Genomic DNA, 24,385 nt, shown 5'->3' with positions numbered 1-24,385 from the left:
TTAATGTTCCAAAGGTGAAATTGTGCTATATTTTACTGTTTTGGCAATTGTTGATTAATTTTCAGGAAATATATTTCCCATTAACAAAATACCGTGGGGAATGTATTTCCGCATAGCCCACACTTGTTCTCCACAATTAACAAGATTAATTAATAATATTATCTACTTATGCACACTTAACTTCTTGTGAAATCTGGCGCCTTTTGAACCGCATACTAAAATAAAAAAGCCGTACTGATCATCAGCACGGCTTGGGCGTTTTGTTTATTTGAATTTTATTTGGTGTATAGCTTACTGTTATCGCGATAACCTGCAGCTGTATTGCTGTACCAGTCGGTAAAATTAATACCAGCCGAACTTGCCCAGTCAGTAAAGTGAGGGTAAGCGCTTGTAATAGGCACAGTTTCTAACGGGTAGGTAAATGTCCCGGTGAAGCTGATTGCCCAAGGCCAGTTTTCTTTTGATACATAAGTACGGCCTGCTGCCACAGATGTGTTATCGTCACCGGTACCAAATAAAGTAGTAGTTGCTTTATCGGTTGGTGCCATGTTAGGCAAGTGAACCTCGTAACCACGGCGCAGGTTGCTGATCAGGAACGGATTGAAGGCTGATGGCGTTAACGTTGAAGCTGCAACAGGAGTAGCGAATTTAACCACTACAGTGGCTGTACCGCTGCTCACTTTATCTTTTGATAATAATGTATTGATCAGGTATGATCCGTCAGGATTTTTAATCAATGCCTCATGGTTATCAAACGGAATGATTACCGCTTTACTTTGGCCAGCTTCCACACCGTTTGATGCAAAAGTAATATAGTTGCTGATGGCTTGCTGCCCCGTTACCGAAGCTACTGCCGAAGCTGCAACCGGCAATTGTACGCCAAACCCGTTGTGGAATGATGCGCCTGCTGCACTGATATTGTAAGTGCCTGTCATTTCAACTACCTGGTTTGATGCATTACTTACAAACTGGTAGCGGAAATTAACCAGCAAGTCATTCATGTCATAATCGCCTTTGTTAGGGAAGTTATCTTCGAAAGCAAGGCTCGAATAGGTACTTGCTGATGGATAGTAGCTAATGTAGGCTTTGGTCGGATCATTAGGGAAAGCATCTAAGTTATCTAAAACGCCATCGCCATCGGTATCGCCACCTTTGTCTACAGTTGATACTCCAGATGTTGAAATACCTGTTACAGGATTTGATGTTGCATACATCACTAAATCGTTAAAGTCGTTATCAGAACCATTTTCGCGGTTGATATCTTCAAACCCTATTATAAATAGTTTGTGTACATCGTCCCAAAGCAGAACAGTGTGTTTTTTAAGCGATGTATTGTTTTCAGGGTTAAGTTTATAGTCTGTATAAAACTTGGTGTTATTAATGTTTACACCACTGCCATTCCATGCGTTTTGAATTAATACGAACCCAATTGAGATACCGGCATCAAAAGTTCCTAATTTTACTTTATCGCCCGCTTTTAAACCACCGCCAGAGCCATAAGAAGAGGCATTAGGGAAAATCATTGTAGCCTTATCAATATCATTAACTGTTTTAGGCGGCGTATTGGTAGGGTAAGTATAGTAAGCCAAACTGTTGGTATAGCCTGCACCTTCTGAAACAAAGGTAACCCATACGTCTGATTTTGCAGTAATGTTGATATTTGGGGTTGCGGTGAGGCTTAAAAAGTTGGCATGTGTATTTGGCAGCGCTACACTTTCTGGCAACGAGGCATTAATGTATGACAATAAAGAAGCATCAATAACATCGGGCGTAGCCTCCAGATATTGCGGGCGGCCTAAGTTAGAAGGGTAAGTAGAATTGTTCACTACCGCGCTTGCTGTATTAGTGTAACCGGTTGGGTATACATAGTTAGTGCCATCATTAGCATAAGTTAATACACCTTTGTCTGATGGATTTGCTACTGTAGGACCAGCTTCTGCAACAATGTCACCAGAAAAACCATCTTTGCCACCGATAACTGCTGTAACTGTATTGTTGTTGATTTTTGCAGTAGCGTTACGCAATAAACCTACATAAGCCGGGTCGATTATCAACTGGCTGTACGACGAAGGTACGCTTACTTTAGCAGAAAGATTACCGTTCTTATCTGTGACTCCCTTAAATATAGAAGCATTTACGTTGATGTTATCCGGCAGATAAATACTTACAACCGCACCTGCAATAGCGCCGTTGTTATTGTCTTTAAGTGATATATTAACATTAACCGTTTTTGTAGTTGAAAAATCAAAACCGTCTGGTGCAATTTTGTTAGCGCTGGTAACAGGGCTTGTGCTGGTGCTGCCATTGTCTTTCTTACAAGAAGTAAGACCTGCTGCAACTGAAGCACATAAAAATAGGGTAAATAACTTGTTCATAAATTAACTGTGTCTAATAAAGAGTGATTCGCGTCTATCCATCTATGCAAAGCAAGTTCCACAACTGTAAACTACTTGTTACAAGATGTTTAAAGCGCCCCACTTCAAATAGTTGTATACGTTGTTGTTGCTTCTTGTGGAAATAGTTCTACACACTTACGGCAGTTTCCACATATTGGATCTTATTTTAATGAAAGCATTTAAACTAATAAGAAAACAAGCGATTGGTATTCAGGTTAAAGATTTAAAGACATTACTATGAAAAATTTAATCATCCTTATTGCTTTTGCCATGATAACATGCGCAACAACGGCAAACGCACAATCGGCTAAACCTGATACCATGACCACTAACTTTATTACCAAGGCCAGCATCGGTAACTTACAGGAAGTTGCCGCAGGAAAGCTTGCAGCACAAAAAGCACAGAACACACAGGTTAAATCATTCGGTACCCGTATGGTTACAGACCATACTACCGCTCAGAATAAGTTATTACAGATTATAAAGTCAAGTGGATTAAAATTGCCCCCGGCAGCAACCGGTAACACCGTACCCGATGATATGTTGGTTAAAGCAACCGGCAGCACCTTTGATAAAATGTATGTGCATATGATGGTGCCCGATCACCGGAAAACGGTATTGCTGTTCCAAACTTATGCCATTAACGGTAAAGATCCGCAGCTAAAGGCGTTTGCCCAGCAAACGTTACCAATACTAAAACAACATTTAGCCAGCATAACGGCTATAGAAGAGCAAATGAAAAAACAAGCCGCTAAATAAAGCGGCTTTATTATTTAGCAGGAAATTTTATTTACACGGGTGGCGTGGCGGCCACCTTCAAATTCAGTAGTAAGAAAGGTTTGTACAATTGCTTTGGCATCTTCCACAGTGATAAAGCGTGCAGGTAAGCAAAGTACATTAGCATTATTATGCAGGCGCACAAGCGATGCTACTTCAGTATTCCAGCAAAGGCCAGCACGTATGCCCTGGTGTTTGTTAGCAGTAATGGCTACACCATTCGCGCTTCCGCAAATAAGGATGCCCAAATCAAACTCGCCGCTTTCAACAGCATTGGCAACAGGATGTGCAAAATCCGGATAATCAACAGAATCGGCGCTGTAAGTACCAAAGTCTTTTACTTCTTTGTCCTGCAAAAAATCAATAACAGCTTGTTTGTATTCGAAACCGGCATGATCGGCGCCGATGGCAACTTTTAAATTTTTCATGCTAAGCCTTCTTCCTGCGCTCTTTTAAGTTTTCTTTTTTCAACTATTCCTGCTACTACAATACCAACCTCATACAATACAAATAGTGGAATACTTACAACCGTCATGGTTAGCATATCTGGTGTTGGGGTAATTACAGCCGCTATGATCAGGATAATTACAATTGCATAACGACGGCCCGAGCGCATAAATTTAACGGTAAGCACACCAAGGTTTGACAGGATGTAGATCAGTATTGGCAACTCAAATACGATACCTGTTGCCAGCGTTAGTGTAGCTACAGACGAAAGATAAGAATCAACTGTAAACGTATTTTCTATCTCTTTACTTACGCTAAGGTTAGCCAGGAAACTGATTGACTCCGGAACGATAACGAAATAACCAAACATTATCCCGATAAGGAATAGTAAGGTTGCATAGAATACGAAGCCACTTGCAGCTTTACGTTCTTTCTCATGTAATGCCGGTTTAATAAAACGCCACAACTCCCACAGTAAATAAGGAAAACCAAGCGTAATACCAATTATCAATGCTGAATTGATTTCCAGTGTAAACTGGCCTGCCATTTCGGTATTGATAATTTTACCGGGTATTTTATCAATACAAAAACCTGGCCTGTGAAGCGCTTCGCCAAGTTTGCAGAGCATCCGATAAGTCCAAAAAGTAGGCTTTTTAGGCCCCATAATAATGGTATCGAAAATAAAATCATAATAGATAAAGGCTACTACCATGAATACCAGGATAGCAATAGAGGCCCGGATCAGGTGCCAGCGCAGTGCTTCCAGGTGATCAAAAAATGACATCTCGGCCTCGAGGTTCTTACTCTTCTCTTTTATGGCCTTTACTATTTTATTCTCGCTCATGTATCAGAAACAAAAATACCATTCTGTTTGAAGTTAGAATGGTATTGGGGTATTTTTATGTATATACGTAAAAAGCTGAATTAGAATTCGAAACTTTCCATAAATTTTGTGGTAAAGTTACCTGCTCGGAAATTTGGGTCCTGCATTAATTTTAAATGGAAAGGAATAGTGGTTTTAATACCTTCGATAACAAATTCTGATAATGCACGCTCCATCGTATTTAAAGCTTCTTCTCGTGTTTGCGCCACACAAATAAGCTTGGCAATCATCGAATCATAATTCGGCGGTATCACATAGCCACTGTAAACGTGGGTATCCACCCTTACACCGTGGCCACCCGGAGAGTGGAAGTTGGTAATTTTACCCGGCGACGGGCGGAAACCGTTGGCAGGATCTTCAGCATTGATACGACACTCGATGGCATGCATGGTTGGCTCGTAGTTTTTGCCTGAAATAGGGATACCTGCCGCAACTTTGATCTGTTCTTTGATCAGGTCAAAGTTTATTACTTCTTCAGTTACCGGGTGTTCTACCTGGATACGGGTATTCATCTCCATAAAGTAGAAATTGCGGTGCTTGTCAACCAAAAACTCAATAGTGCCTGCACCTTCGTATTTAACAGCTTTCGCTCCTTTAATAGCAGCTTCACCCATTTTTTTACGCAGTTTTTCGGTCATGAAGGGTGAAGGAGATTCTTCAACCAGTTTCTGGTGACGGCGCTGTATAGAGCAATCGCGTTCAGAAAGATGGCAAACTTTGCCATATTGATCGCCAACCACCTGGATCTCGATGTGGCGAGGGTCCTCTACAAACTTTTCTAAATAAATACCGTCGTTTCCGAAAGCGGCACCGGCCTCGGTACGTGCCGAATCCCATGCCGGTTCAAACTCAAGGTCGTTCCAAACAATACGCATACCACGGCCACCACCACCGGCAGTAGCTTTAAGTATCACAGGGTAGCCTATTTTATTGGCAACAGTAATGCCTTCTTTAACATCATGCAACAAGCCTTCAGAACCCGGAATAGTAGGCACACCCGCTTTTTTCATGGTTGCTTTTGCAGAAGCCTTGTCACCCATGGCATTAATCTGATCGGCAGTAGCACCGATAAATTTTATACCGTATTCAGCGCAGATCGCAGAAAACTTAGCGTTCTCAGATAAGAAACCATATCCTGGATGGATAGCATCGGCATTGGTAACTTCGGCAGCTGAAATGATGTTCGGAATATTTAAGTAAGAGTCGCGGCTTGCAGGCGGACCGATACAAACAGCCTCGTCTGCAAAACGTACGTGCAGGCTGTCGCGGTCGGCAGTTGAATATACAGCTACGGTTTTAATGCCCATCTCTTTACAAGTACGTATCACACGCAGGGCAATTTCACCACGGTTAGCTATGAGTATTTTTTTAAACATGTTTTTTAATTTTAGATTTCACTGATTTAAAAAAAGATCTCACTGATTGGTTATCGGTGAAATCAAATAAGAATCGGTGCAATCATCAATTACATAGGTTCTACTAAAAACAAAGGCTGATCGTATTCTACAGGTGATGCATTTTCAACAAGTACTTTTACGATACGGCCAGAAACTTCAGATTCAATTTCGTTAAACAGTTTCATCGCTTCAACAATGCAAAGTACAGAACCTGGTTTAATCTCGTCACCAACGTTTACAAACGATGGTTTTTCAGGTGTTGATGAACGGTAGAAAGTACCGATCATTGGCGACTTAATAGTTAAATACTTAGACACATCAGCTGCAGCTGGCGCTTCAGCCGGTGCAGGGGTATGTGCTACCGGAACCATCGGAGCAGGCGCTGCCGGTACACCAGCAGGAACTGCAGACGGAATAGTTGCATTAACTATTGTTGGAGCCTGAGCCGCTTTAATGGTGATTTTAAATTCGTTTTGCTCGATAGAAACTTCGCTAACGCCAGCTTTTGAAACGAAGCGGATCAAATCCTGAATTTGTTTGATATCCATACTTTACTAAGAAATTGATTTTGGATAAAAGATTAAATATCTAAGTTATAACAATTTATATGAAAAAAGTTGAAGCGAAATTAATAAGCCCATTTGATATACATGGCTCCCCATGTAAAACCGCCGCCAAAAGCAGCTAAAATAAGGTTATCGCCCTTCTTAAATTTATTTTCCCACTCCCACAGGCACAATGGTATAGTGCCGTTGGTGGTATTGCCATAACGGTCTATGTTAATTATCACCTTATCGGCGCTTAGGCCGGTGCGGTTTGCAGTAGCATCAATAATGCGTTTATTAGCCTGGTGCGGCACCAGCCATGATACATCGTCTGAGCTAAGATTGTTGCGTTCCATTACTTCGGCAGCAACTTCGGCCATATTGGTTACCGCAAACTTAAATACGGTTTGGCCTTCCTGGTAAGCAAAATGTTCTTTGGCGTCAATAGTTTCGTGGCTTGCCGGTTTTAATGAACCGCCTGCCTTCATGTTTAAGAAGCTGCGGCCAGCGCCATCGCTTTTTAAAACTGAATCAAGTATACCAAAACCTTCGTTGTTAGGCTCTAAAAGAGCACAACCACAACCGTCACCAAAAATGATGCAGGTAGCGCGGTCTTCGTAATTGATGATAGATGACATTTTATCGCCGCCTACTACCAGTACTTTTTGATGCCTGCCGCTTTCAATAAAGCTTGCACCTGTAGATAGCCCAAACAAAAAGCCAGAACATGCTGCCTGTAAATCATACCCCCATGCATTTTTCGCGCCTATTTTATCAGCTAAAATATTTGCAGTTGCCGGGAAAGGCATATCAGGTGTAGTGGTACAGAAAATAATCAGGTCCAGATCATTTGCAGTGATGCCGCGTTTTTTAAGCAGGCCTTCAACAGCCGGAACTGCCATATCTGAGGTTGCAAGGCCCTCGCCTTTGAGAATACGACGCTCTTTGATACCGGTACGGCTGATGATCCATTCGTCGTTCGTGTCCACCATTGTTTCCAGCTCCTGATTGGTTAATACGTACTCTGGTACATAACCATTCACAGCTGTAATAGCAGCATAGGTTTTTTGCATTGTATTAATATCTTATTTATTGGAAAGCTTGTTTAATTTTTTCGATCAAACCGCTTTCAAACATATCTTTTGATAAAAGTACCATATTTTTTATGGCCTCCGGATTGGAGATGCCGTGCCCAACTACTACAGGGGCATTTACACCCAAAATAGGGCTTCCGCCATATTGCTCGTAGTTGAAGCGATCGAAAAACTCGTCCTTGATTTGCTTTTTAAGTGAAATCACATAAAAAGACTCGGCCATTTTCAGGATCACGTTACCAGTAAAGCCATCAGTAACAATAACATCGGCATCTTCGCTGAAAACGTCACGCCCTTCAATGTTGCCAACAAAATTAAATAATTTAGTCTCCTTCATTAAAGGATACGTTGCCTGGGTAAGCAGATTGCCCTTTTCTTCCTCTTCGCCAATATTCATTAAGGCAACGCGCGGAGTAGCAATTTTGTAGATAGATTCGGCATATAAACTGCCTAAAACGCCAAATTGCAGCAGGGTGTCCGGCTTGCAATCGGCATTGGCGCCAACGTCCAACAAAATACCCAAACCGCCTTTCAGTTTGGGTACAATGGTTGCCATGGCAGGGCGTAATACGCCCGAAATACTTTTTACGCTGAAAACCGAGCCCACTAACATAGCGCCCGTGTTCCCGGCCGACGAAAAAGCCTGTATCTTTCCCTCCTTCAGCATATTAAAGCCAACGGCTATGCTGGAGTCCGGTTTCTGAACAATGGCCTTGGTAGGGTGCTCGCCCATGCCAATAACCTGGGTTGTATGTACAAACTCAAAGTTATCGGGGCTGAAGTTGTTTTCTTCGAGCAGGCTCAAAGCCGTTGGCTTATCACCTATCAATACCAACTGATGATCTGCTGATAGTACTTTATAAGCTGCAATTGCCCCTAAAACGGTTGCTTTGGGAGCGTAATCACCGCCCATAATATCTAAGCCAATCTTCATTCAGGCAGAAAATTAACTTAAGCTACAGAAGTTTTTTCAACAAGTAATTTACCGTTGTAGTAAAGGTTACCATCAACAGTGTAAGCTCTGTGAGGTAAGTGTACAGCGCCGGTAGTTTTGCAAGTTGTTAAACCCGGAGCTTCTGCTTTGTAGTGGGTTCTGCGTTTATCTCTTCTTGATTTCGAAAATTTACGTTTCGGATTTGGCATAACTTTTTACTTTATAGTTATTTTAATTTTTTCAGCGCATCCCAACGCGGGTCTTGCTGTTCTGTTGTTTCACTCTCGCCTGATAGGTTGTTTAAACGATCAAGCATTTCTTTATCACAATATGGGGTATTTCCCTCATCATCACAGCGCGTTATAAACGGCACTGCAATGGTTACATATTCATATATCAGCCCCGCAACATCTATTTCGTAATCATTTTTGCGCAGGGTAATTATCTCTTCGTCCTCGTCAATGTCTTCTTCGGCAAATTTAGCAATCTGCTGCTCTTTTATATCCACATTCTGAGGATATTGAGATAAGCATTTATCGCAGGTAAGCCCGATGGTGCCGGTGATATGAAAATCCAGGATGATCATTGTCTCCTGTTTGTCCATCTCCACTTTGCAAACCAAGTCAGCCTTTTTTACCAGCGAATACTCGTATTCTTCGAAAAAAGCATCTGTAATCACATACTCAAAGTGATGCTTCCCCAGCTTTAAGCCGGTAAACGGTATCGAATATGTTTTTAACGATTTCAATGAGCGATAATTAGCCCGCAAATGTAGGGATTTTTTAAATAACTGGAAAGTGTTTTTTTGGAATAGTTTTTAGCTGCCTTTACCGATGTAATATAATAAGCAATCAACTGATTATGTAACGCACCCATCACCTTAAAATTACTCTATAGATTAAATAAAAAAAGAGGCCATTAGCCTCTTTTTGTTTTGTACTAAAATGCAATTTATTTGAACCCTAAAAGGTCAATGGTAAAAATCAGTACTGAGTTGGCAGGTATGCTGCCTTGTGCCTGGTTTTTATAACCTAATGTTGATGGTATATATAGTATGATACGTCCACCGGTGTTAATATGCGGGATACCATATTGCCAGCCAGCTATCAAGCCACTTAAAGACTGGTTGGTTAATGAGCCGCTGTCAAACACGGTACCGTTAAGCAGCGTGCCTTTGTAATTAACATTGACAGTTGAAGTAGAGGTTGGATACGCACCGGTACCGGCAGTTACTACCTGGTAATAAACACCGCTTGGGTCTTTAGTAGCAGTAAGGTTGTTTGTTTTTAAGTAAGCCTGAATTTTAGCATCATCAGCTGCGGCTTGAGCCGTGGCATCATAGTTATCGCTGCTGCTGTCTTTTTTACAGGCGCTAAATCCGGTTACGGCTAATAGAAGTACGAATAAAAGTTTTTTCATTATGTATTTACAACTGTTAAGGGTTGATCAAATAGTTAGTTAACCCCTATACGGATAATTGCTGCTAATATTACAGCACGAGTGAAATATCTTAAACGGTTGTTTTAATTTTAAGCTCATCCATTTGTGCAGGTGCAATGGTTGATGGCGAATCAATCATTACGTCGCGGCCCGAATTATTTTTAGGGAACGCAATTACATCGCGGATAGAATCCAGCCCTGCAAAAATAGATGCCAGCCTGTCGAAGCCGAATGCGATACCACCATGCGGAGGTGCGCCATATTCAAAAGCATCCATCAGGAAGCCAAATTGCTTCTGTGCTTCTTCAGGGCTAAAGCCTAAATGCTTAAACATTAAAGCCTGCAGTTCTTTATTATGAATACGGATAGAACCACCGCCAATTTCAGTACCGTTAATAACCAAATCATAGGCATTGGCACGTACATCATCAGGGTTTGTATCTAACAAGGCGATATCTTCTGGCTTTGGCGAAGTGAAAGGGTGGTGCATAGCGTGGTGGCGCTGCGACTCTTCGTCCCACTCTAAAAGTGGAAAATCGATCACCCAAAGCGGTGCAAACTTATTTTTATCGCGTAAGTCTAAACGGCTGCCCATCTCCAGGCGAAGCTCATTCAATTGTTTACGCACTTTATTAGCAGAGCCGGCAAGGATCAGGATCAAATCATTAGCTTCTGCATTAAATGCTTCTGCCCATTTCTTCAATTCATCTTCGCTGTAAAATTTATCTACAGATGATTTTAAGCTACCATCTGTATTGTAACGCATATAGATCATGCCGGTAGCACCAATCTGCGGGCGTTTTAACCACTCGGTCAGCTCGTCCATTTGCTTGCGGGTATAACCTGCACAACCTTTTGCGTTGATACCAACAACAAGCTCGGCATTATCAAAAATACTGAAGCCTTTGCCTTTAACAATATCGTTCAATTCAACAAACTCCATCCCGAAACGCAGGTCGGGTTTGTCTGATCCATACAAACGCATGGCATCAGCATACAGCATACGCGGAAATTCCTGTAGTTCTATGTTTTTCACCTTACGGAAAAGGTGACGGGTTAAGCCTTCAAAAATATTAAGGATGTCTTCCTGTGTAACGAAAGACAACTCACAGTCAATTTGTGTAAACTCCGGCTGACGGTCGGCACGCAGGTCCTCGTCGCGGAAACACTTCACAATCTGGAAATAACGGTCGAACCCACTTACCATCAACAATTGCTTAAAGGTTTGCGGCGATTGCGGCAATGCGTAAAACTCGCCCGGGTTCATGCGGCTTGGCACCACAAAATCACGCGCACCTTCCGGGGTCGACTTAATTAACACAGGCGTTTCCACCTCGATAAAATCCAGGTCACTCAGGTAACGGCGAACTTCCTGTGCCATTTGATGGCGCAATACGAGATTATTGCGGATAGGATTACGTCGAAGATCGAGGTAACGGTATTTAGCGCGTAATTCTTCGCCACCATCAGTTTCATCCTCAATTAAAAATGGAGGAATTTTAGCTTCATTCAATATTTCAAGCTGCTCAACGGCAATTTCAATATCGCCGGTGGCCATGCGCGGGTTTTTGCTGGTACGCTCCAGTACTTTGCCTGTAACGCTGATCACAAATTCGCGGCCAAGGGCACGGGCTTTGTCACGCAACTGGGCATCCGTATCGGCATTAAGTACTAACTGAGTTAAACCATAACGGTCGCGAACGTCGATAAAAGTAGTACCGCCCAAATCCCGAGATTTTTGTACCCAACCGGTTAAGGTAACCGTTTGGCCCAGGTTGCTGATATTTAATTGGCCGCAAGTGTGTGTTCTAAGCATAGCTCTGTAAAATATGAATTCCGCAAAAGTATATTTTGATTTTGGATTTCGGAAGTTGAATTTCAGTTTGGGCAGCTCCACCTAAATCCTCCCAAGTCCAAAGGACTCCTGTGGAATAGGAAGGACTTAATATAATCCATAATTATTCAAAACCCCTTTCTTACGGAGAGGGCTGGGGTGAGGCTTCTTGATTCTATTCCGCTTTCTCTTCCCAAATCTGCACCAGTTGCAAAATGGTTTCAACTGCTTTTTGCATATCCTGAATAGATACCCATTCCTGCTTACCGTGGAACGCATGTTCGCCGGCAAATATATTTGGACAAGGCAAACCCATGAATGATAAGCGCGAACCATCGGTACCGCCACGGATACTTTGCAAATGCGGTGTCATACCGGCACGCTTAATGGCTTCAATACCATATTCAACTATCTGCGGGTGCTGGTCCAAAACCTTTTTCATATTACGGTATTGCTCTTTTATCTGCAGTTCGAAACTTGCACCCGGAAAGCCTTTAACCACACCGGCGGCAATACGGCGAATTATATTGGCATAATCTGCCAAACGCTCATCCTGAAAATCGCGGATAATGAAATCTATAACGGCCTGTTCTGCATGGCCGCTTACTGATACCGGGTGTACAAAACCTTCTTTATCTTCCGTACCCTCTGGAGAAAGCTCAAAAGGTAAGGCAGCAATAATTTTACCGGCAATTTTTATGGCGCTTTGCATATTGCCTTTGGCAAAACCCGGATGCGCACTTATCCCATTAATAATCAGCTTTGCGCCATCGGCAGAAAAGGTTTCGTTTTCAATATGTCCCCTGCTTTCGCCATCCATAGTATAACCAAAATCGGCACCTAATTTTTGCAGGTCTGCTTTTTCTACGCCACGGCCTATTTCTTCATCCGGTGTAAATAATATCCTGATCTTGCCATGCTTAATTTCAGGATGATTAACCAGTTGATAAGCCGCATCCATAATTTCGGCAAGTCCTGCTTTGTTATCTGCACCTAAAAGCGTAGTGCCACTTGCGGTGATAATGTCATTGCCTTTCTGGTTTTTCAGGTCTGGGTGTTCCCTGTACTTCAGCACAACCGAGTTGTCATCGGGTAATACAATATCCTGTCCCTGGTAATCATGATGGATGATAGGTTTTACGCCTTCGCCGCTGCAGTCAGGTGATGTGTCCATGTGCGAGCAAAAGCAAATTACCGGCACATCTTTATCCGTGTTTGAAGGGATGGTAGCATACACATAACCATGCTCGTCAAGCTCGGCATCGGTAATGCCTATTTCCTGTAATTCCTGCACCAGCAAACGGCCAAGATTCTTCTGTTTTTCTGTTGACGGACAGGTTGGCGATTCAGGGTCCGACTGGGTATCAATGGTCACATAACGTAAGAAACGCTCAGCAACGGTAAAATTCGATTCTGTATTCATACGCAAAATTAATTGTGCAAATTAGAACTTTATTTACCGGTTGAACAACAATTAAGCCATGAACATTGAAGATTTGCGCGACTATTGCCTGCAAAAACCTGCGGTAACCGAAGGTTTTCCTTTTGGTGAAGAAACACTGGTGTTTAAAGTTGCTGATAAATTATTTCTATTGATCGGACTTGACGAAGCCAACCGTTTCAACGTGAAATGCGACCCTGAACTGGCCGTTGAGTTACGCGACAGGCACCCGGAAGTACAACCCGGCTGGCACATGAATAAAAAGATGTGGAATACCGTTTACATGGATGGCAACCTTACCGTTAAGCAACTGCACGAAATGATAGACCACTCTTACGAACAGGTGGTAAAAGGCCTTACTAAAAAGGCACGCCTGGAACACGGCTTGTAATATTTAGTTAGCCGTCAGCGCGGTGACCGCATTTAAAAACCATGCAGCGTGCGGCAACCACTGCTCTGTCCAACGCCACTCGTTCCCGTTGGCTTCTTTTTTAAAGTCGATACCGCTGCCGTCGGGGTTGCCGTCTTTACCTGTTATGCCATTTGAGATACCACCCCGTTCAGAACCATGACCAAAATTGCTGTGCATGTAGGGCACATTGTTGCGCCCAAATCCATACATAAAGCACATGGCGTAAGGGTTGCAGCCCAATATCCAGCTTAATTGTTGCGAAGCATAGGCTTTAAGTGAATCCCGGCGGGCAGTGTTATGATCTGTAGTGTATAATAGCTTACCACCCTCAAGCGCGGCAGTTGCAAGTGAAGCTAAGCGTGCATTTTCACCCTGCCACCACCAGCCGGTTTCATTTTCATGCGGAATAAAAAATCCATCTTTCACCTGAACATTTATCCGAAACGTTTGCCTGGCGTAACCAAAAGGATTGGATACGTTATTGGTTACACGTAGGTTATAATCCAGTGCCTTGCTAATTACGTTTATAGCTGTTTTACGATTAGGAGCATTTGTTTCTTTAGCCAGATAACGGCATAAAGCAACAACAGGCAAGCCTGCATCAGCAGCATGCCAGAAAGGACGATTGCCATCATCGGCAATAAAGTAGCCTTCAGGGGTAAGACGCTTTTCTAAGTTATGCGCCCGTTTCCGTGCTTCGTTCTGGTAAAGTTGCTGGCCTGTGCTTATCCAAAGCTCGGCAGCTGCCATTAATGCGCAATAATCGTCTATGATATTTTCCTTGCCGTCATCATCGTACTTTGTATTATAAAGCGACAAATGGTCAAATGCCAGCTTGGCTGCGTTAAGATATTGTGCCGAAGTATATTCGCCATGTTGTTTCCAGCGTGAAACTCGTGCCAATGCTGCAATAGCCATTCCACCACCTTCGCGAAAAGCGCATTGATAATCTGCCGTCGTTACGCTATTTGCCAGCAGGCCAACCACACGGCGTGCATTAGGGTCTTTATTAAAATAGCTGAATACAATCATGCGGAAATAGCCATCTTTTGATAACGCGCGCATCATATAATCAGCACCGAATAATGCTTCGCGGCGAAGGCTATCCTTTACTCTTTGCCCGGTTATTGAAATTGGTAGGCGCTCGGCAGCATTTGCAAGCGACCAGGTAACTAAAGGTATTTGCTGTGGTGATACAAAATTGGCGTAGGCCAGGTGCGAAAAATATTTACTTACATCGCCGCTTGCATCACACCAGCCGCCATGCATATCAACGCGGGTATCGCTGCCAAAAAGCTTAATGGCTTTGTCTGATTTAAGCTCGGCAGGTGTAGTAGCACGTTGCTTATTGTAGTAATGAACAATAGACGGTACGGTGAGTTTTGCCAGTGCATTGTCCGTAATTATAAATGCATCAGATGTTGTTTGTGTATTATTAATAGTGATCTGTAATTTGTATTTGCCTGTAGTAACTACCTGCGAGAAATCTGCCTGGTAGTAAAATTTGCCTGTTTGCCAGTCGGGCACTTCATAGGGGCCGCTTAATACACCGGTGGTAACAGTTTTGCCCGACGCGTCAATCATGCGAAAAATTGTTTTGAGGTTCAATTTTCCATCAACACTAACCACTGCAATTTTAGGCAGGCTGCTGTCAAAGGCTACCTGATTAATGAAAATTTCTGTCGTTGCTTTGCTGATAAAGCTTAGGCAGGCAAAGATCAGGGTAAATAATATTTTGTAGTATTTCATGTTACCGATGTGAAGCCCAGAAGATAGCATTACGAAAAAGCGTAGTGTAAGCCGTGTTATTGAACAAGCCGGGATCGTGCCCCATGAAGATATAAATGTTACGCGCCTTGTATTTAAGGTTAGTCCATATTACAGGATGGTCGCCCATTTTAATATCGCTATCAGGGTTATAAGTTGATTCGTCCACACTGGCAATTACATGTACATTTTGCCTTGGGCTTTTATCGTAGGTGTACCATTCTTCTTTATCAATTGTAAAACCAGCAGGAACGCCTTTCATTACCGGGTGCTTTTTATCTTCAACATTAACTTTGGCACTGGCAAAGGTGGCTATATAATTTTTAAAGCGGATCTGTCCCATAAAGTCCCAGAACCAGGTCCACATGGGGTAACCATCAAATTCACCTAATAAGCTGGAGTGATGAAACCCAATCCAGCCGCCACGGCCTTCAGCGATGTATTTTTCGAAGGCGGCAACTGCCTGCGGTTTCCAGGCATACGGAGGAAAATCGAGTTGGATAAATAGCTGATAATTTTTCAGGAAATCGTCGTTGATCTTGTCCGTGTTCTGGATATAATCAACAGTGAAATTGCTGTCTGCTGCCAGCTTATTTAGCCATACTTTAGCTGCCTTTGAATACGCTACATGGTGGCCGCCATTTTCATATATCGCCAACACTTTAAACCGTGGTTGTGCTTTAGCCATACTCGACAGGCACAGCAACAAAAGCATGATATGTATTTTCTTCATAGGTATATCTGCCTGCTCAAGTTAGCTATATTTTATATGCAGGGCGAGTTAATCTTCAAAAACGTTTGAGTAACAGTCGGTATATCGCCAAAATATTTTTTATATGAATAAATATTTCTACATTGTGTCTGTATAACACAAAGATTTAAACCAACTATAACCGATTTATGAAGTCACTTAAATTAATAGGCATGGCCTTGCTGCTGCCATCGCTCATTTATGCACAAAAAAAAGCAGCACCCAAAGTTCCCCAATTGGGGAAAAGCCCTGTAAAAGATGTTGTTGCCGCCATGACTTTAGAGGAGAAAGTCAAAATGGTAGTGGGCATGGGTTTCAATGTAGAAGGCATTCCGCCGGGCATGTTGCCGCCAATGGACCCCGCAGATAAAATCCCTGAAAAAGTAGAAGGTGCCGCTGGCCGTTTACATGGCATCCCACGTTTGGGTATTCCTATTTTAACCGTTTCTGATGGCCCTGCCGGTGTTCGTATCAACGCCATCAGGCATAAAGACAGTACTAAAACATATTATGCTACGGCATTCCCGGTTGGTACCTTGCTGGCATCAACCTGGGATACCGCAACCGTTCGCCGCGTGGGTGTTGCCTTCGGCAGTGAGGTGCGCGAGTATGGTATAGATGTACTCTTAGGCCCTGGTATGAATATCCAGCGCAACCCTCTTGGCGGCCGTAACTTCGAATATTATTCAGAAGATCCTTTGATTACAGGCAGCATAGCTGCAAGCATTGTAAAAGGTATTCAAAGTAATGGTGTGGGTACATCTATCAAACACTTTGCCGCCAACAATGCCGAGTTTAACCGCATGAACCTGCAGACCAACATTAGCGAGCGTGCATTGCGTGAAATCTACCTGAAAGGTTTTGAGATTGCTGTTAAAAGGGCGCAACCCTGGACAGTCATGTCATCCTATAACTATATTAACGGCACGTACACTTCACAAAGCCGCGAATTGCTAACCACCATTTTACGAAACGAGTGGGGCTTTAAAGGTTTTGTAATGACAGATTGGTTTGGCGGCCGCGATGCTGTTGCGCAAATGAACGCCGGTAACGACCTGCTGATGCCAGGCACCAGTCCGCAAACTAAAGCTATTATTGATGGTGTAAAATCAGGCAAGATTACAATGACTCAATTGGATGCCAACGTAACCCATATCCTGAATATCGTTTTAAAATCGCCAACATTTAAAGGTTACAAATATTCTGATAAGCCAGATCTGAAGGCTGATGCAATGGTAAGCCGTCAGGCTGCTACAGAAGGTATGGTGCTGTTAAAGAATGACGACCGTACCTTACCAATGGTTTCTGCAAAAAATATAGCCTTGTATGGTATTACCTCTTATGATCTTTTTGCAGGTGGTACAGGTAGCGGCGATGTAAACAAAGCTTACGTGGTATCGCTTGACCAGGGCTTAACCAATGCAGGTTATAAACTTGATCCGGGTATGGTGGCCAACTACAAAAAATATATTGTCGATCAGAAAGCCGTTCGCCCAAAACCTAAGGTAATGTTCTTTGCGCCACCGGCATTACCAGAAATGCCTTTGGATGCCAATACACTTAAAGAGCGTGCCGATGTAGCCGATGCTGCTATTATTACCATTGGCCGTAATGCAGGCGAAGGCATGGACCGCCAGCCGGAAGATTTTAATCTAACTGAAACAGAAAAAATATTGATTTCCCAGGTAGCAGACGCTTACCATGCAAAAGGTAAAAAAGTAGTGGTGGTATTAAACGTAGGCGGTGTAACAGAGGTAGCCAGCTGGCGCGATAAAGTTGATGCTGTATTATTGGCATGGCAGCCCGGCCTGGAAGCAGGCAACGCCATAGCTGATATCATAAGCGGAAAGGTAAATCCCTCAGGAAAATTAGCAGTTACCTTCCCTGTTGCGTACAGCGATGTGCCGTCTGCTAAAACTTTCCCTGGTAAAGAGCTTCCGCAACAAGGCGATCAGCCTTCCAACCCTTTAATGGGTAAACCTGCCGAAGTAACTTATGACGATGGCATATACGTTGGCTACCGCTATTACAATACCTTTAAGGTTAAAGCAGCTTATGACTTCGGCTATGGTTTATCTTATACCGACTTTGATTACAGCAAGTTTAAGTTAAGCAGCAATACTTTTAATGGTAAGATCACAGCATCGGTACTGGTAACTAACAAAGGCAAGCTGGCAGGTAAAGAAGTGGTAGAGCTGTATTTAAGCGCTCCCGCGAAAATGCTCGATAAACCTGAAAGCGAGTTAAAAGCATTTGCTAAAACAAGGCTATTGCAACCTGGCGAGGCACAACTGATCACCTTTACGCTTACCCCTGCTGATCTGGCATCATTCAACACTGCAACCACCACTTGGGTAGCCGAAAAAGGCGACTATAAAGTGAAGATAGGTTCATCGTCAACGGATATTAAAAAAGACGGTAAGTTTTATCTCGCAAAATCACTTGATGTAGAAAAGGTGCATAAAGTACTGGTCCCGAAGGAGCCGATTACCGAACTAAAGAATAAATAATCAAGGAACCCTCTAAACAGAGGGTTTTTTTATTGCAACACAAATGTTACTTCTTAAATTATTTTAAAAAGTAACACAGGCTTATTAAAACTTGTTAATTAAAATTAACATTGCTATTTTGCATCAGATCAATTACAAACACTCATCATCATGAAAAAATTGTTGGCCCTGGCTTGCCTGTGTTGCAGCGTAATATCGCTCAATGCGCAAACTACCCGTAAAATCGCAATCATACCCGAACCTGTAACCATTACAGAAACTGCAGGCACTTTCGTTTTACCCAAAACGGTTGTAATTGCAGGTAGTGGTACCGGTGTTGCTAATGTTACCAGTTACTTTAAAAAGAAGCTTACCACCGCTGCAAGAGTAAATGTTACAGAGAATGCAGGTGCTGCTGCATATACCATCAAGTTTGCTTTAAACAAATCGCCGGAAGGTGTAATTGGTGATGAAGGTTACCATCTGACAGTTTCTCCAAAAAGCATCCTGATTATAGCTAACAAACCTGCAGGTTTATTTTATGGTGTACAAACCTTATTGCAGTTGTTCCCTAAAGAAATTGAAAGCAATACAGTAGTTGACCGTAAATGGACAGTGCCTTGCGTAAAAGTGACTGACTATCCGCGTTTTGGCTGGAGAGGTTTGATGTTCGATGTGTCACGCCATTTCTTTACCAAGCAGGATGTTAAACAGTATATTGATCAGATGGTGCGCTATAAATTTAATTTGCTGCACCTGCACTTAACCGATGATGAAGGCTGGAGAATTGAAATTAAAAGTTTACCAAAACTAACAGAGGTTGGCGCATGGCGCGTGAAAAGAGTTGGTTATTTCAATACCCTGTCGCCTCCCACACCCGGCGAACCTAAAACAGAAGGCGGTTTTTACACCCAGGATGATATCCGCGAGCTGGTTAAATATGCGCAGGATAATTATGTGAATATTTTGCCTGAGATTGATGTTCCGGGCCATAGCCTTGCTGCTGTAGTGGCTTACCCTGAATTATCATGCACACCTGGCGCAGAAAACTATCACGTACGTAACGGAGATGAAATTGCTGACTGGGGCAAACCAGGGGGACCTGTGGCATTGGTTGATAACACCCTTTGCCCGGCTAATGAAAAGGTATACGAGTTTTTGGATAAAGTAATAGGCGAAATAGCACCTTTGTTTCCGTTCCCTTATATCCACATGGGGGGCGATGAGTGTATGAAAAACTTTTGGGCACAAAGCGATGCTGTTAAACAACTGATGCAGCGCGAAAACCTGAAAGATTACGAACAGGTACAAAGCTATTTTGAGAAACGGGTTGAAAAGATTGTTGAATCAAAAGGCAAGCGCTTTATGGGCTGGGATGAGATATTAGAAGGCGGGCTTGCGCCTAATGCGGCTGTAATGAGCTGGCGCGGCATGAGCGGTGGTATTGCTGCTGCAAAAGCCAAGCATGATGTGATCATGAGCCCTACCACCTTTGCTTACCTTGATTATATGAATGGAGATGTGGCTATTGAACCTAAAGTTTATGCAACCCTGCGTTTATCAAAAGCTTACTCTTTTGAGCCGGTGCCTGATAGCATTGATGCATCGTACATTAAAGGTGGGCAGGCTAACCTTTGGACCGAGCAAGTTTACAACATGCGCCATGCAGAATACATGACCTGGCCACGCGGCTTTGCCATAGCAGAAACCATGTGGTCGCCGAAGGCAAAGAAAAACTGGAACGACTTTTTTGGCCGTGTAGAAACCCAGTTTGACCGTTATAAGGTTGCCGATATTAAGTATGCACCAAGTGTTTACGACCCGATATTTACAACCAGTTTATCAAAAGACAATGAAGTATCTATTTACATGAGTACCGAGGTTAACGGGCTTGATATTTACTATAGCTGGGATAACAGTTTCCCGGATAACCATTACGACAAGTACACGCAACCTTTAATGATCCCTAAAGATGCGGCGCAACTAAGGGTAATCACTTACCGCGGTAACCAACCAATTGGCCGCATGATTACCATACAGGTAAGCGACCTTAACCAACGAGCCGGTAAAAAAGCAACGAAATAATTAATGCCCCGAAAGGGGCATTTTTGTTTTTAGATAATGTCTGTTAAAACTATGGCATAGATACCGCTAATAAAAACCAGGCGGTGTGCGGTAACCATTGCTCGGCCCAGCGCCAGTCGGCATCTTTATGGGTCTGGCTGTAAGGCAGGTTAAAGTCAATGTCGTTTTCGTTCTCAAAGCCAGACGTAATGCCGTTTACTATGCCGCCTGGAGCATTGGTATATTCAAACGTACCGAAGAAGCCATAAGCCGGGTTATTATGCCCGGTTCCCTGCAACATACAGGCATTATAAGGGTTTAGTCCAAGGGTCCAGTTCAACTGATCTGCGGCAAAGCTTTGTAGTTTATTGCTGAATGCGGTATCATCCTTAAACGTAATAGCAGCCAGCTTTGCTGCGGATGCCATAGAACTCAGCCTTGCATTTTCTCCCTGCCACCAGGGCGAAGCCTCGCTGCCATGCGGAAAAAAGAAGGCACTGCGGCGATTGCCTAAAGTATCCTGCACCAATTGACGGCTGTAACCGAAAGGGTTGTTAACCTCATGAGTAATGCTCAGCTCATATTCCATCGAAGATTTTACAGCCGATTTAATACTTTTCTGTAAATCAGCCGAAGCATAACGATAATAGTATAGCAAGCTCACTACAGGCAGCCCGGCATCTGAAGGATGAAAGAATGGGCGGTCTTTATCGTCTGCACGCCAGTAATTTTTATAGCTTTTCCATGAACTCAACCTTTTAAGCAAGTTCATTGTGCGCTTATCGGCAGCTGTTTTATAAACAGCTTTATGCGTTACTTTATATAACTCGGTAGCGGCCGTAAGTGCGCAATAATCATCCAAAATATTTTCCTTTCCGTCGTAATCAATTGCAGGATTTTGCTTTTCTAAAAACGCGAAAGCATTCTCAGCGGCTTTCAGATAATCTGCATTGGAATAATCACCTGATACAGGATATGTAGAAGCCATTGCCAAAGCAGCTATAGCCAATCCGCCACCCGACCGGTAACTGGCAAGGTAACTTTTTAAGGGGTTGGCTTCCGTATTTTTTGTGAATGACTGATCCTTATTTTGCTTAATGCGATAGCTGCCCTCGTCGGGTTGTATACTTCTATCCTTTGGCAACTTACCCGGCCCCGGCGCACCAACCGAACGGTAAAACGATCCGTTCTTAACTTGCATGCGGGTAAGGTAATCGGCGCCGTACATGGCTTCGTCTAAAATGCGGCGCATATACTGGCGATAATCTGTGCCGGGTTTTGCGGCCAGGTATTCATAAGTTTTAAACAGGCTCCACGCAGTAAGGCTGATTTGCTGCGGATTAAAGTATATGGAAAATGACAAGTGCGACAAGTGCTTGCCATAATCGCCTGTAGCATCGTACCAGCCGCCATGTGCATCAACGGTACTGTCTGTTTTTCCACCGCTAAAATGCAGCTGATGGTCTGCTTTATCTAACAAACCCGAACTTCTTTGGCCTTTAAAATAATAGACCACATCAGATATGGTGTTTCGTTCCAATACATTCCTGCCGATTGTAAAGGGATAAGAGCTTACCGTCTTCCCGGGCGTAACCACTTCAATTTTATAGTTGCCTTCTTTGGTGAAGTTGCTAAAATCAATCGTCCAGAATTGCCAATTTTTCCATTTATCAACTGGCCCGCTATAAATTGCTTTTCCGGATGAAACCGTACTGCCATTATCTGCATCCACCAACTTGTAATCAACGCTGGCTAATTTGCTGTCGGCCACAATCACCGCATGTTTGGGCTTATTAAAATCGTAACCGATATGGTTGGTCACTACCTTTAACATTTGTGCCCTTAACACTATTGGTAAAAGGATTAAGCAAATGCAGAAAAGCTTTTTGATTGACAAACGTAAAGTTGGGGAATTGATCATTGGAGAATGTTTAATGAATTGGAATTGAAGATAATCAAATTAGCCGACCATCACTAAAAGTGTTTAACCAAACATGATTTGGTAAAGCTTTTTGGAATTATTATAAATTACCTTTTTCGCATACTAAATCCAGATATTCCTGTTAACTTATAATTGTTATCAATTAACAGACCTATGGAAGAAAATCAATCAGGCTCGTCGCAGGGTGCCGAGTCAATGGAAGATAATCCGAGAAGAAACTTTTTAAAACAGTCGACTTTATTAACAGCCATTGCGCTTACCCCGGCAGCAGCAGTTAAAGCTGCTGAAAACCACCTGGATGAGAAAGTTGCGGCGGTGTTTGAGAAAATGCCGGTAACCATTGAGATAAATGGCAAAGTGCATCATCTTTCTGTTGAGCCACGTACCACTTTACTTGATCTGTTGCGCGAGCAACTGGATTTAACAGGCACTAAAAAAGGCTGCGATTACGGCCAGTGCGGCGCTTGTACCGTACATGTGGACGGACACAGGGTAAACGCTTGCCTTACCCTTGCGGTGATGACTGATGGTAAAAAGGTGACTACTATTGAGGGCCTTGCCAAAGGCGAGGAGCTACACCCTATGCAAGAAGCCTTTATTAAACACGATGGTTTTCAGTGCGGTTATTGCACACCAGGTCAGATTATGTCGGCAGTAGCATGTGTACGCGAAGGCCATGCCGGTTCTGAAGCAGAGATACGAGAGTACATGAGCGGGAATATTTGCCGTTGCGGTGCTTATCCTAATATTGTGAATGCTATTATGGAAGTTAAAGCCGGAGGACAGCAGGTATGAAACAGTTTCAGTACGTCCGCCCGTCAACACAACAAAATGTGATTGCCGCAATAGCGCAACCGGGTACAAAAATTATTGCAGGTGGCAGTAACCTTGTCGACCTGATGAAACACGGCGTAATGTCGCCGGATAAGCTGGTTGATATCAACAAACTTCCTTTAAAGCACATTACACAGGGGAAAAATGGTGTACATATCGGCGCATTAGCTTTAAACAGCCAGGTTGCCGAAGATCAAATCATAAAAGATCATTTCCCTTTATTGTCCATGGCGCTCAACGCAGGTGCATCTGCACAATTGCGCAACATGGCAACCGTAGGCGGTAATATGATGCAGCGCACACGCTGCCCTTATTTTTATGATGTGGCAATGCCTTGTAATAAACGCAATCCGGGTTCGGGATGTGGTGCGTTAGAAGGCTTTAACCGCATGCATGCCATCTTTGGGCAAAGTGATAAATGTATTGCCGTGCACCCATCAGATATGGCGGTAGCTATGGCTGCGCTTGATGCCACAGTAACCGTTGTCGGGCGCAAAGGCGAAAGGCGCATCGCTTTTACCGATTTTCACCGGCTCCCGGGCGATCATCCTGAATTAGATAACAACCTGGCAAAAGATGAGCTGATACTTGGCGTTGATATCCCTGCTAATAATTTTGCTAAACATAGCTACTATCTTAAAGTGCGCGACAGGGCATCGTATGCTTTTGCGCTGGTATCAGTAGCTGCTGCACTTGATATTGATAATGGCATTATCCGTTCGGCGCGTTTGGCTATGGGCGGCGTGGCGCATAAACCATGGCGACTAACCAATGCAGAAAAGGCATTGGCAGGCAAACCCGCCACTACGGCCAACTTTGAGCAGGCGGCACAAATAGCTATGCAAGGTGCCAGGGCTTATAAAGAAAACGAGTTTAAATTGAAACTTGCCCCGGCATCAATTATCGAGGCATTAAATCATGCAGCTGGCTTAGTTTAG

Annotated in this window: 21 protein-coding genes; 6 read left to right on the top strand and 15 right to left on the bottom strand. The window is 43.2% G+C overall.

Translation table 11 applies throughout. The features are described from left to right. Positions 1–275: 275 nt before the first annotated feature. Positions 276–2,375 (bottom strand): LruC domain-containing protein, encoded by a 2,100-nt coding sequence (locus PQ461_RS01195; RefSeq protein WP_274207796.1) that lies wholly within the window; start codon positions 2,373–2,375, stop codon positions 276–278. A gap of 258 nt (positions 2,376–2,633) precedes the next feature. On the opposite strand from PQ461_RS01195, the gene PQ461_RS01190 reads away from it, so the two are divergent. Next, the gene (locus PQ461_RS01190; protein WP_274207795.1) at positions 2,634–3,155 is read left to right on the top strand and encodes a DUF4142 domain-containing protein; all 522 of its coding nucleotides are present in this window, start codon (positions 2,634–2,636) and stop codon (positions 3,153–3,155) included. Between the two features lie 14 nt (positions 3,156–3,169). On the opposite strand, the gene rpiB is transcribed toward PQ461_RS01190, so the two are convergent. From rpiB to pepT, 11 genes are all read right to left on the bottom strand, one after another. Continuing rightward, a complete protein-coding gene (gene rpiB, locus PQ461_RS01185; protein ID WP_274207794.1) occupies positions 3,170–3,601 on the bottom strand; it encodes a ribose 5-phosphate isomerase B in 432 nt (143 codons plus the stop codon). Then, positions 3,598–4,464, bottom strand: coding sequence for a twin-arginine translocase subunit TatC (gene tatC, locus PQ461_RS01180; RefSeq protein ID WP_274207793.1), 867 nt, complete (start codon positions 4,462–4,464; stop codon positions 3,598–3,600). Before tatC ends, rpiB begins: the two co-directional genes overlap by 4 nt. Before the next feature lie 80 nt (positions 4,465–4,544). Then, complete coding sequence (accC, locus tag PQ461_RS01175; protein ID WP_274207792.1) at positions 4,545–5,879, bottom strand: acetyl-CoA carboxylase biotin carboxylase subunit; 1,335 nt, start codon at positions 5,877–5,879, stop codon at positions 4,545–4,547. An 89-nt stretch (positions 5,880–5,968) separates the two neighbouring features. Further along, entirely contained in the window at positions 5,969–6,448 is a 480-nt protein-coding gene (accB, locus tag PQ461_RS01170; protein ID WP_274207790.1) for an acetyl-CoA carboxylase biotin carboxyl carrier protein, read from the bottom strand. Between the two features lie 80 nt (positions 6,449–6,528). Continuing rightward, entirely contained in the window at positions 6,529–7,518 is a 990-nt protein-coding gene (locus PQ461_RS01165) for a beta-ketoacyl-ACP synthase III (protein ID WP_274207789.1), read from the bottom strand. A gap of 16 nt (positions 7,519–7,534) precedes the next feature. After that, positions 7,535–8,473, bottom strand: a complete 939-nt coding sequence (plsX, locus tag PQ461_RS01160) for a phosphate acyltransferase PlsX (RefSeq protein WP_274207788.1) — start codon at positions 8,471–8,473, stop codon at positions 7,535–7,537. A 17-nt stretch (positions 8,474–8,490) separates the two neighbouring features. Continuing rightward, positions 8,491–8,682, bottom strand: coding sequence for a 50S ribosomal protein L32 (gene rpmF / locus PQ461_RS01155; protein ID WP_274207787.1), 192 nt, complete (start codon positions 8,680–8,682; stop codon positions 8,491–8,493). Positions 8,683–8,699: 17 nt separating this feature from the next. After that, positions 8,700–9,221, bottom strand: a complete 522-nt coding sequence (locus PQ461_RS01150; RefSeq protein WP_274207785.1) for a YceD family protein — start codon at positions 9,219–9,221, stop codon at positions 8,700–8,702. 203 nt (positions 9,222–9,424) lie between these two features. Beyond that, positions 9,425–9,892 carry an FKBP-type peptidyl-prolyl cis-trans isomerase gene (locus PQ461_RS01145; RefSeq protein WP_274207784.1) on the bottom strand — a complete coding sequence of 156 codons (468 nt, stop codon included), beginning with the start codon at positions 9,890–9,892 and terminating at the stop codon, positions 9,425–9,427. A gap of 91 nt (positions 9,893–9,983) precedes the next feature. Further along, entirely contained in the window at positions 9,984–11,729 is a 1,746-nt protein-coding gene (gene aspS, locus PQ461_RS01140; protein ID WP_274207783.1) for an aspartate--tRNA ligase, read from the bottom strand. A gap of 193 nt (positions 11,730–11,922) precedes the next feature. Further along, positions 11,923–13,170 (bottom strand): peptidase T, encoded by a 1,248-nt coding sequence (gene pepT, locus PQ461_RS01135; protein WP_274207782.1) that lies wholly within the window; start codon positions 13,168–13,170, stop codon positions 11,923–11,925. Between the two features lie 58 nt (positions 13,171–13,228). Here pepT and PQ461_RS01130 point away from each other — a divergent pair, with 58 nt between their 5' ends. Continuing rightward, positions 13,229–13,579, top strand: coding sequence for an MmcQ/YjbR family DNA-binding protein (locus PQ461_RS01130; protein WP_274207781.1), 351 nt, complete (start codon positions 13,229–13,231; stop codon positions 13,577–13,579). A 3-nt stretch (positions 13,580–13,582) separates the two neighbouring features. On the opposite strand, the gene PQ461_RS01125 is transcribed toward PQ461_RS01130, so the two are convergent. Further along, on the bottom strand, positions 13,583–15,349 hold the full coding sequence (locus PQ461_RS01125) for a glycoside hydrolase family 9 protein (RefSeq protein ID WP_274207779.1): 1,767 nt from the start codon (positions 15,347–15,349) through the stop codon (positions 13,583–13,585). Position 15,350: 1 nt separating this feature from the next. After that, on the bottom strand, positions 15,351–16,100 hold the full coding sequence (locus tag PQ461_RS01120) for a ThuA domain-containing protein (RefSeq protein ID WP_274207778.1): 750 nt from the start codon (positions 16,098–16,100) through the stop codon (positions 15,351–15,353). A gap of 167 nt (positions 16,101–16,267) precedes the next feature. Between PQ461_RS01120 and PQ461_RS01115 the strand changes: the two genes are divergently transcribed. Both PQ461_RS01115 and PQ461_RS01110 read left to right on the top strand, forming a co-directional pair. Continuing rightward, the gene (locus tag PQ461_RS01115; RefSeq protein WP_274207777.1) at positions 16,268–18,628 is read left to right on the top strand and encodes a glycoside hydrolase family 3 C-terminal domain-containing protein; all 2,361 of its coding nucleotides are present in this window, start codon (positions 16,268–16,270) and stop codon (positions 18,626–18,628) included. A 150-nt stretch (positions 18,629–18,778) separates the two neighbouring features. Next, positions 18,779–20,692 (top strand): beta-N-acetylhexosaminidase, encoded by a 1,914-nt coding sequence (locus PQ461_RS01110; protein ID WP_274207776.1) that lies wholly within the window; start codon positions 18,779–18,781, stop codon positions 20,690–20,692. A 49-nt stretch (positions 20,693–20,741) separates the two neighbouring features. Here the strand turns inward: PQ461_RS01110 and PQ461_RS01105 are convergent, their stop codons facing one another. After that, positions 20,742–22,505 (bottom strand): glycoside hydrolase family 9 protein, encoded by a 1,764-nt coding sequence (locus tag PQ461_RS01105; protein ID WP_274207775.1) that lies wholly within the window; start codon positions 22,503–22,505, stop codon positions 20,742–20,744. Between the two features lie 261 nt (positions 22,506–22,766). On the opposite strand from PQ461_RS01105, the gene PQ461_RS01100 reads away from it, so the two are divergent. Both PQ461_RS01100 and PQ461_RS01095 read left to right on the top strand, forming a co-directional pair. Beyond that, positions 22,767–23,408, top strand: a complete 642-nt coding sequence (locus PQ461_RS01100) for a (2Fe-2S)-binding protein (RefSeq protein WP_274207774.1) — start codon at positions 22,767–22,769, stop codon at positions 23,406–23,408. Beyond that, entirely contained in the window at positions 23,405–24,385 is a 981-nt protein-coding gene (locus PQ461_RS01095) for an FAD binding domain-containing protein (protein ID WP_274207773.1), read from the top strand. The genes PQ461_RS01100 and PQ461_RS01095 overlap by 4 nt, the downstream gene beginning before the upstream one ends.

The organism is Mucilaginibacter sp. KACC 22063, assembly GCF_028736115.1.
In the GTDB taxonomy this organism is placed as follows: domain Bacteria; phylum Bacteroidota; class Bacteroidia; order Sphingobacteriales; family Sphingobacteriaceae; genus Mucilaginibacter.
Note: the sequence above shows the minus strand (reverse complement) of the source record. Positions and strands in the feature narration are given on the sequence as shown.

Excerpts from the sequence above, each read along its gene's own strand:
- PQ461_RS01195 (WP_274207796.1), bottom strand. The coding sequence starts at position 2,375 with ATGAACAAGTTATTTACCCTATTTTTATGTGCTTCAGTTGCAGCAGGT.
- PQ461_RS01190 (WP_274207795.1), top strand. The coding sequence starts at position 2,634 with ATGAAAAATTTAATCATCCTTATTGCTTTTGCCATGATAACATGCGCA.
- rpiB (WP_274207794.1), bottom strand. The coding sequence starts at position 3,601 with ATGAAAAATTTAAAAGTTGCCATCGGCGCCGATCATGCCGGTTTCGAA.
- tatC (WP_274207793.1), bottom strand. The coding sequence starts at position 4,464 with ATGAGCGAGAATAAAATAGTAAAGGCCATAAAAGAGAAGAGTAAGAAC.
- accC (WP_274207792.1), bottom strand. The coding sequence starts at position 5,879 with ATGTTTAAAAAAATACTCATAGCTAACCGTGGTGAAATTGCCCTGCGT.
- accB (WP_274207790.1), bottom strand. The coding sequence starts at position 6,448 with ATGGATATCAAACAAATTCAGGATTTGATCCGCTTCGTTTCAAAAGCT.
- PQ461_RS01165 (WP_274207789.1), bottom strand. The coding sequence starts at position 7,518 with ATGCAAAAAACCTATGCTGCTATTACAGCTGTGAATGGTTATGTACCA.
- plsX (WP_274207788.1), bottom strand. The coding sequence starts at position 8,473 with ATGAAGATTGGCTTAGATATTATGGGCGGTGATTACGCTCCCAAAGCA.
- rpmF (WP_274207787.1), bottom strand. The coding sequence starts at position 8,682 with ATGCCAAATCCGAAACGTAAATTTTCGAAATCAAGAAGAGATAAACGC.
- PQ461_RS01145 (WP_274207784.1), bottom strand. The coding sequence starts at position 9,892 with ATGAAAAAACTTTTATTCGTACTTCTATTAGCCGTAACCGGATTTAGC.
- aspS (WP_274207783.1), bottom strand. The coding sequence starts at position 11,729 with ATGCTTAGAACACACACTTGCGGCCAATTAAATATCAGCAACCTGGGC.
- pepT (WP_274207782.1), bottom strand. The coding sequence starts at position 13,170 with ATGAATACAGAATCGAATTTTACCGTTGCTGAGCGTTTCTTACGTTAT.
- PQ461_RS01130 (WP_274207781.1), top strand. The coding sequence starts at position 13,229 with ATGAACATTGAAGATTTGCGCGACTATTGCCTGCAAAAACCTGCGGTA.
- PQ461_RS01125 (WP_274207779.1), bottom strand. The coding sequence starts at position 15,349 with ATGAAATACTACAAAATATTATTTACCCTGATCTTTGCCTGCCTAAGC.
- PQ461_RS01120 (WP_274207778.1), bottom strand. The coding sequence starts at position 16,100 with ATGAAGAAAATACATATCATGCTTTTGTTGCTGTGCCTGTCGAGTATG.
- PQ461_RS01115 (WP_274207777.1), top strand. The coding sequence starts at position 16,268 with ATGAAGTCACTTAAATTAATAGGCATGGCCTTGCTGCTGCCATCGCTC.
- PQ461_RS01110 (WP_274207776.1), top strand. The coding sequence starts at position 18,779 with ATGAAAAAATTGTTGGCCCTGGCTTGCCTGTGTTGCAGCGTAATATCG.
- PQ461_RS01105 (WP_274207775.1), bottom strand. The coding sequence starts at position 22,505 with ATGTTAAAGGTAGTGACCAACCATATCGGTTACGATTTTAATAAGCCC.
- PQ461_RS01100 (WP_274207774.1), top strand. The coding sequence starts at position 22,767 with ATGGAAGAAAATCAATCAGGCTCGTCGCAGGGTGCCGAGTCAATGGAA.
- PQ461_RS01095 (WP_274207773.1), top strand. The coding sequence starts at position 23,405 with ATGAAACAGTTTCAGTACGTCCGCCCGTCAACACAACAAAATGTGATT.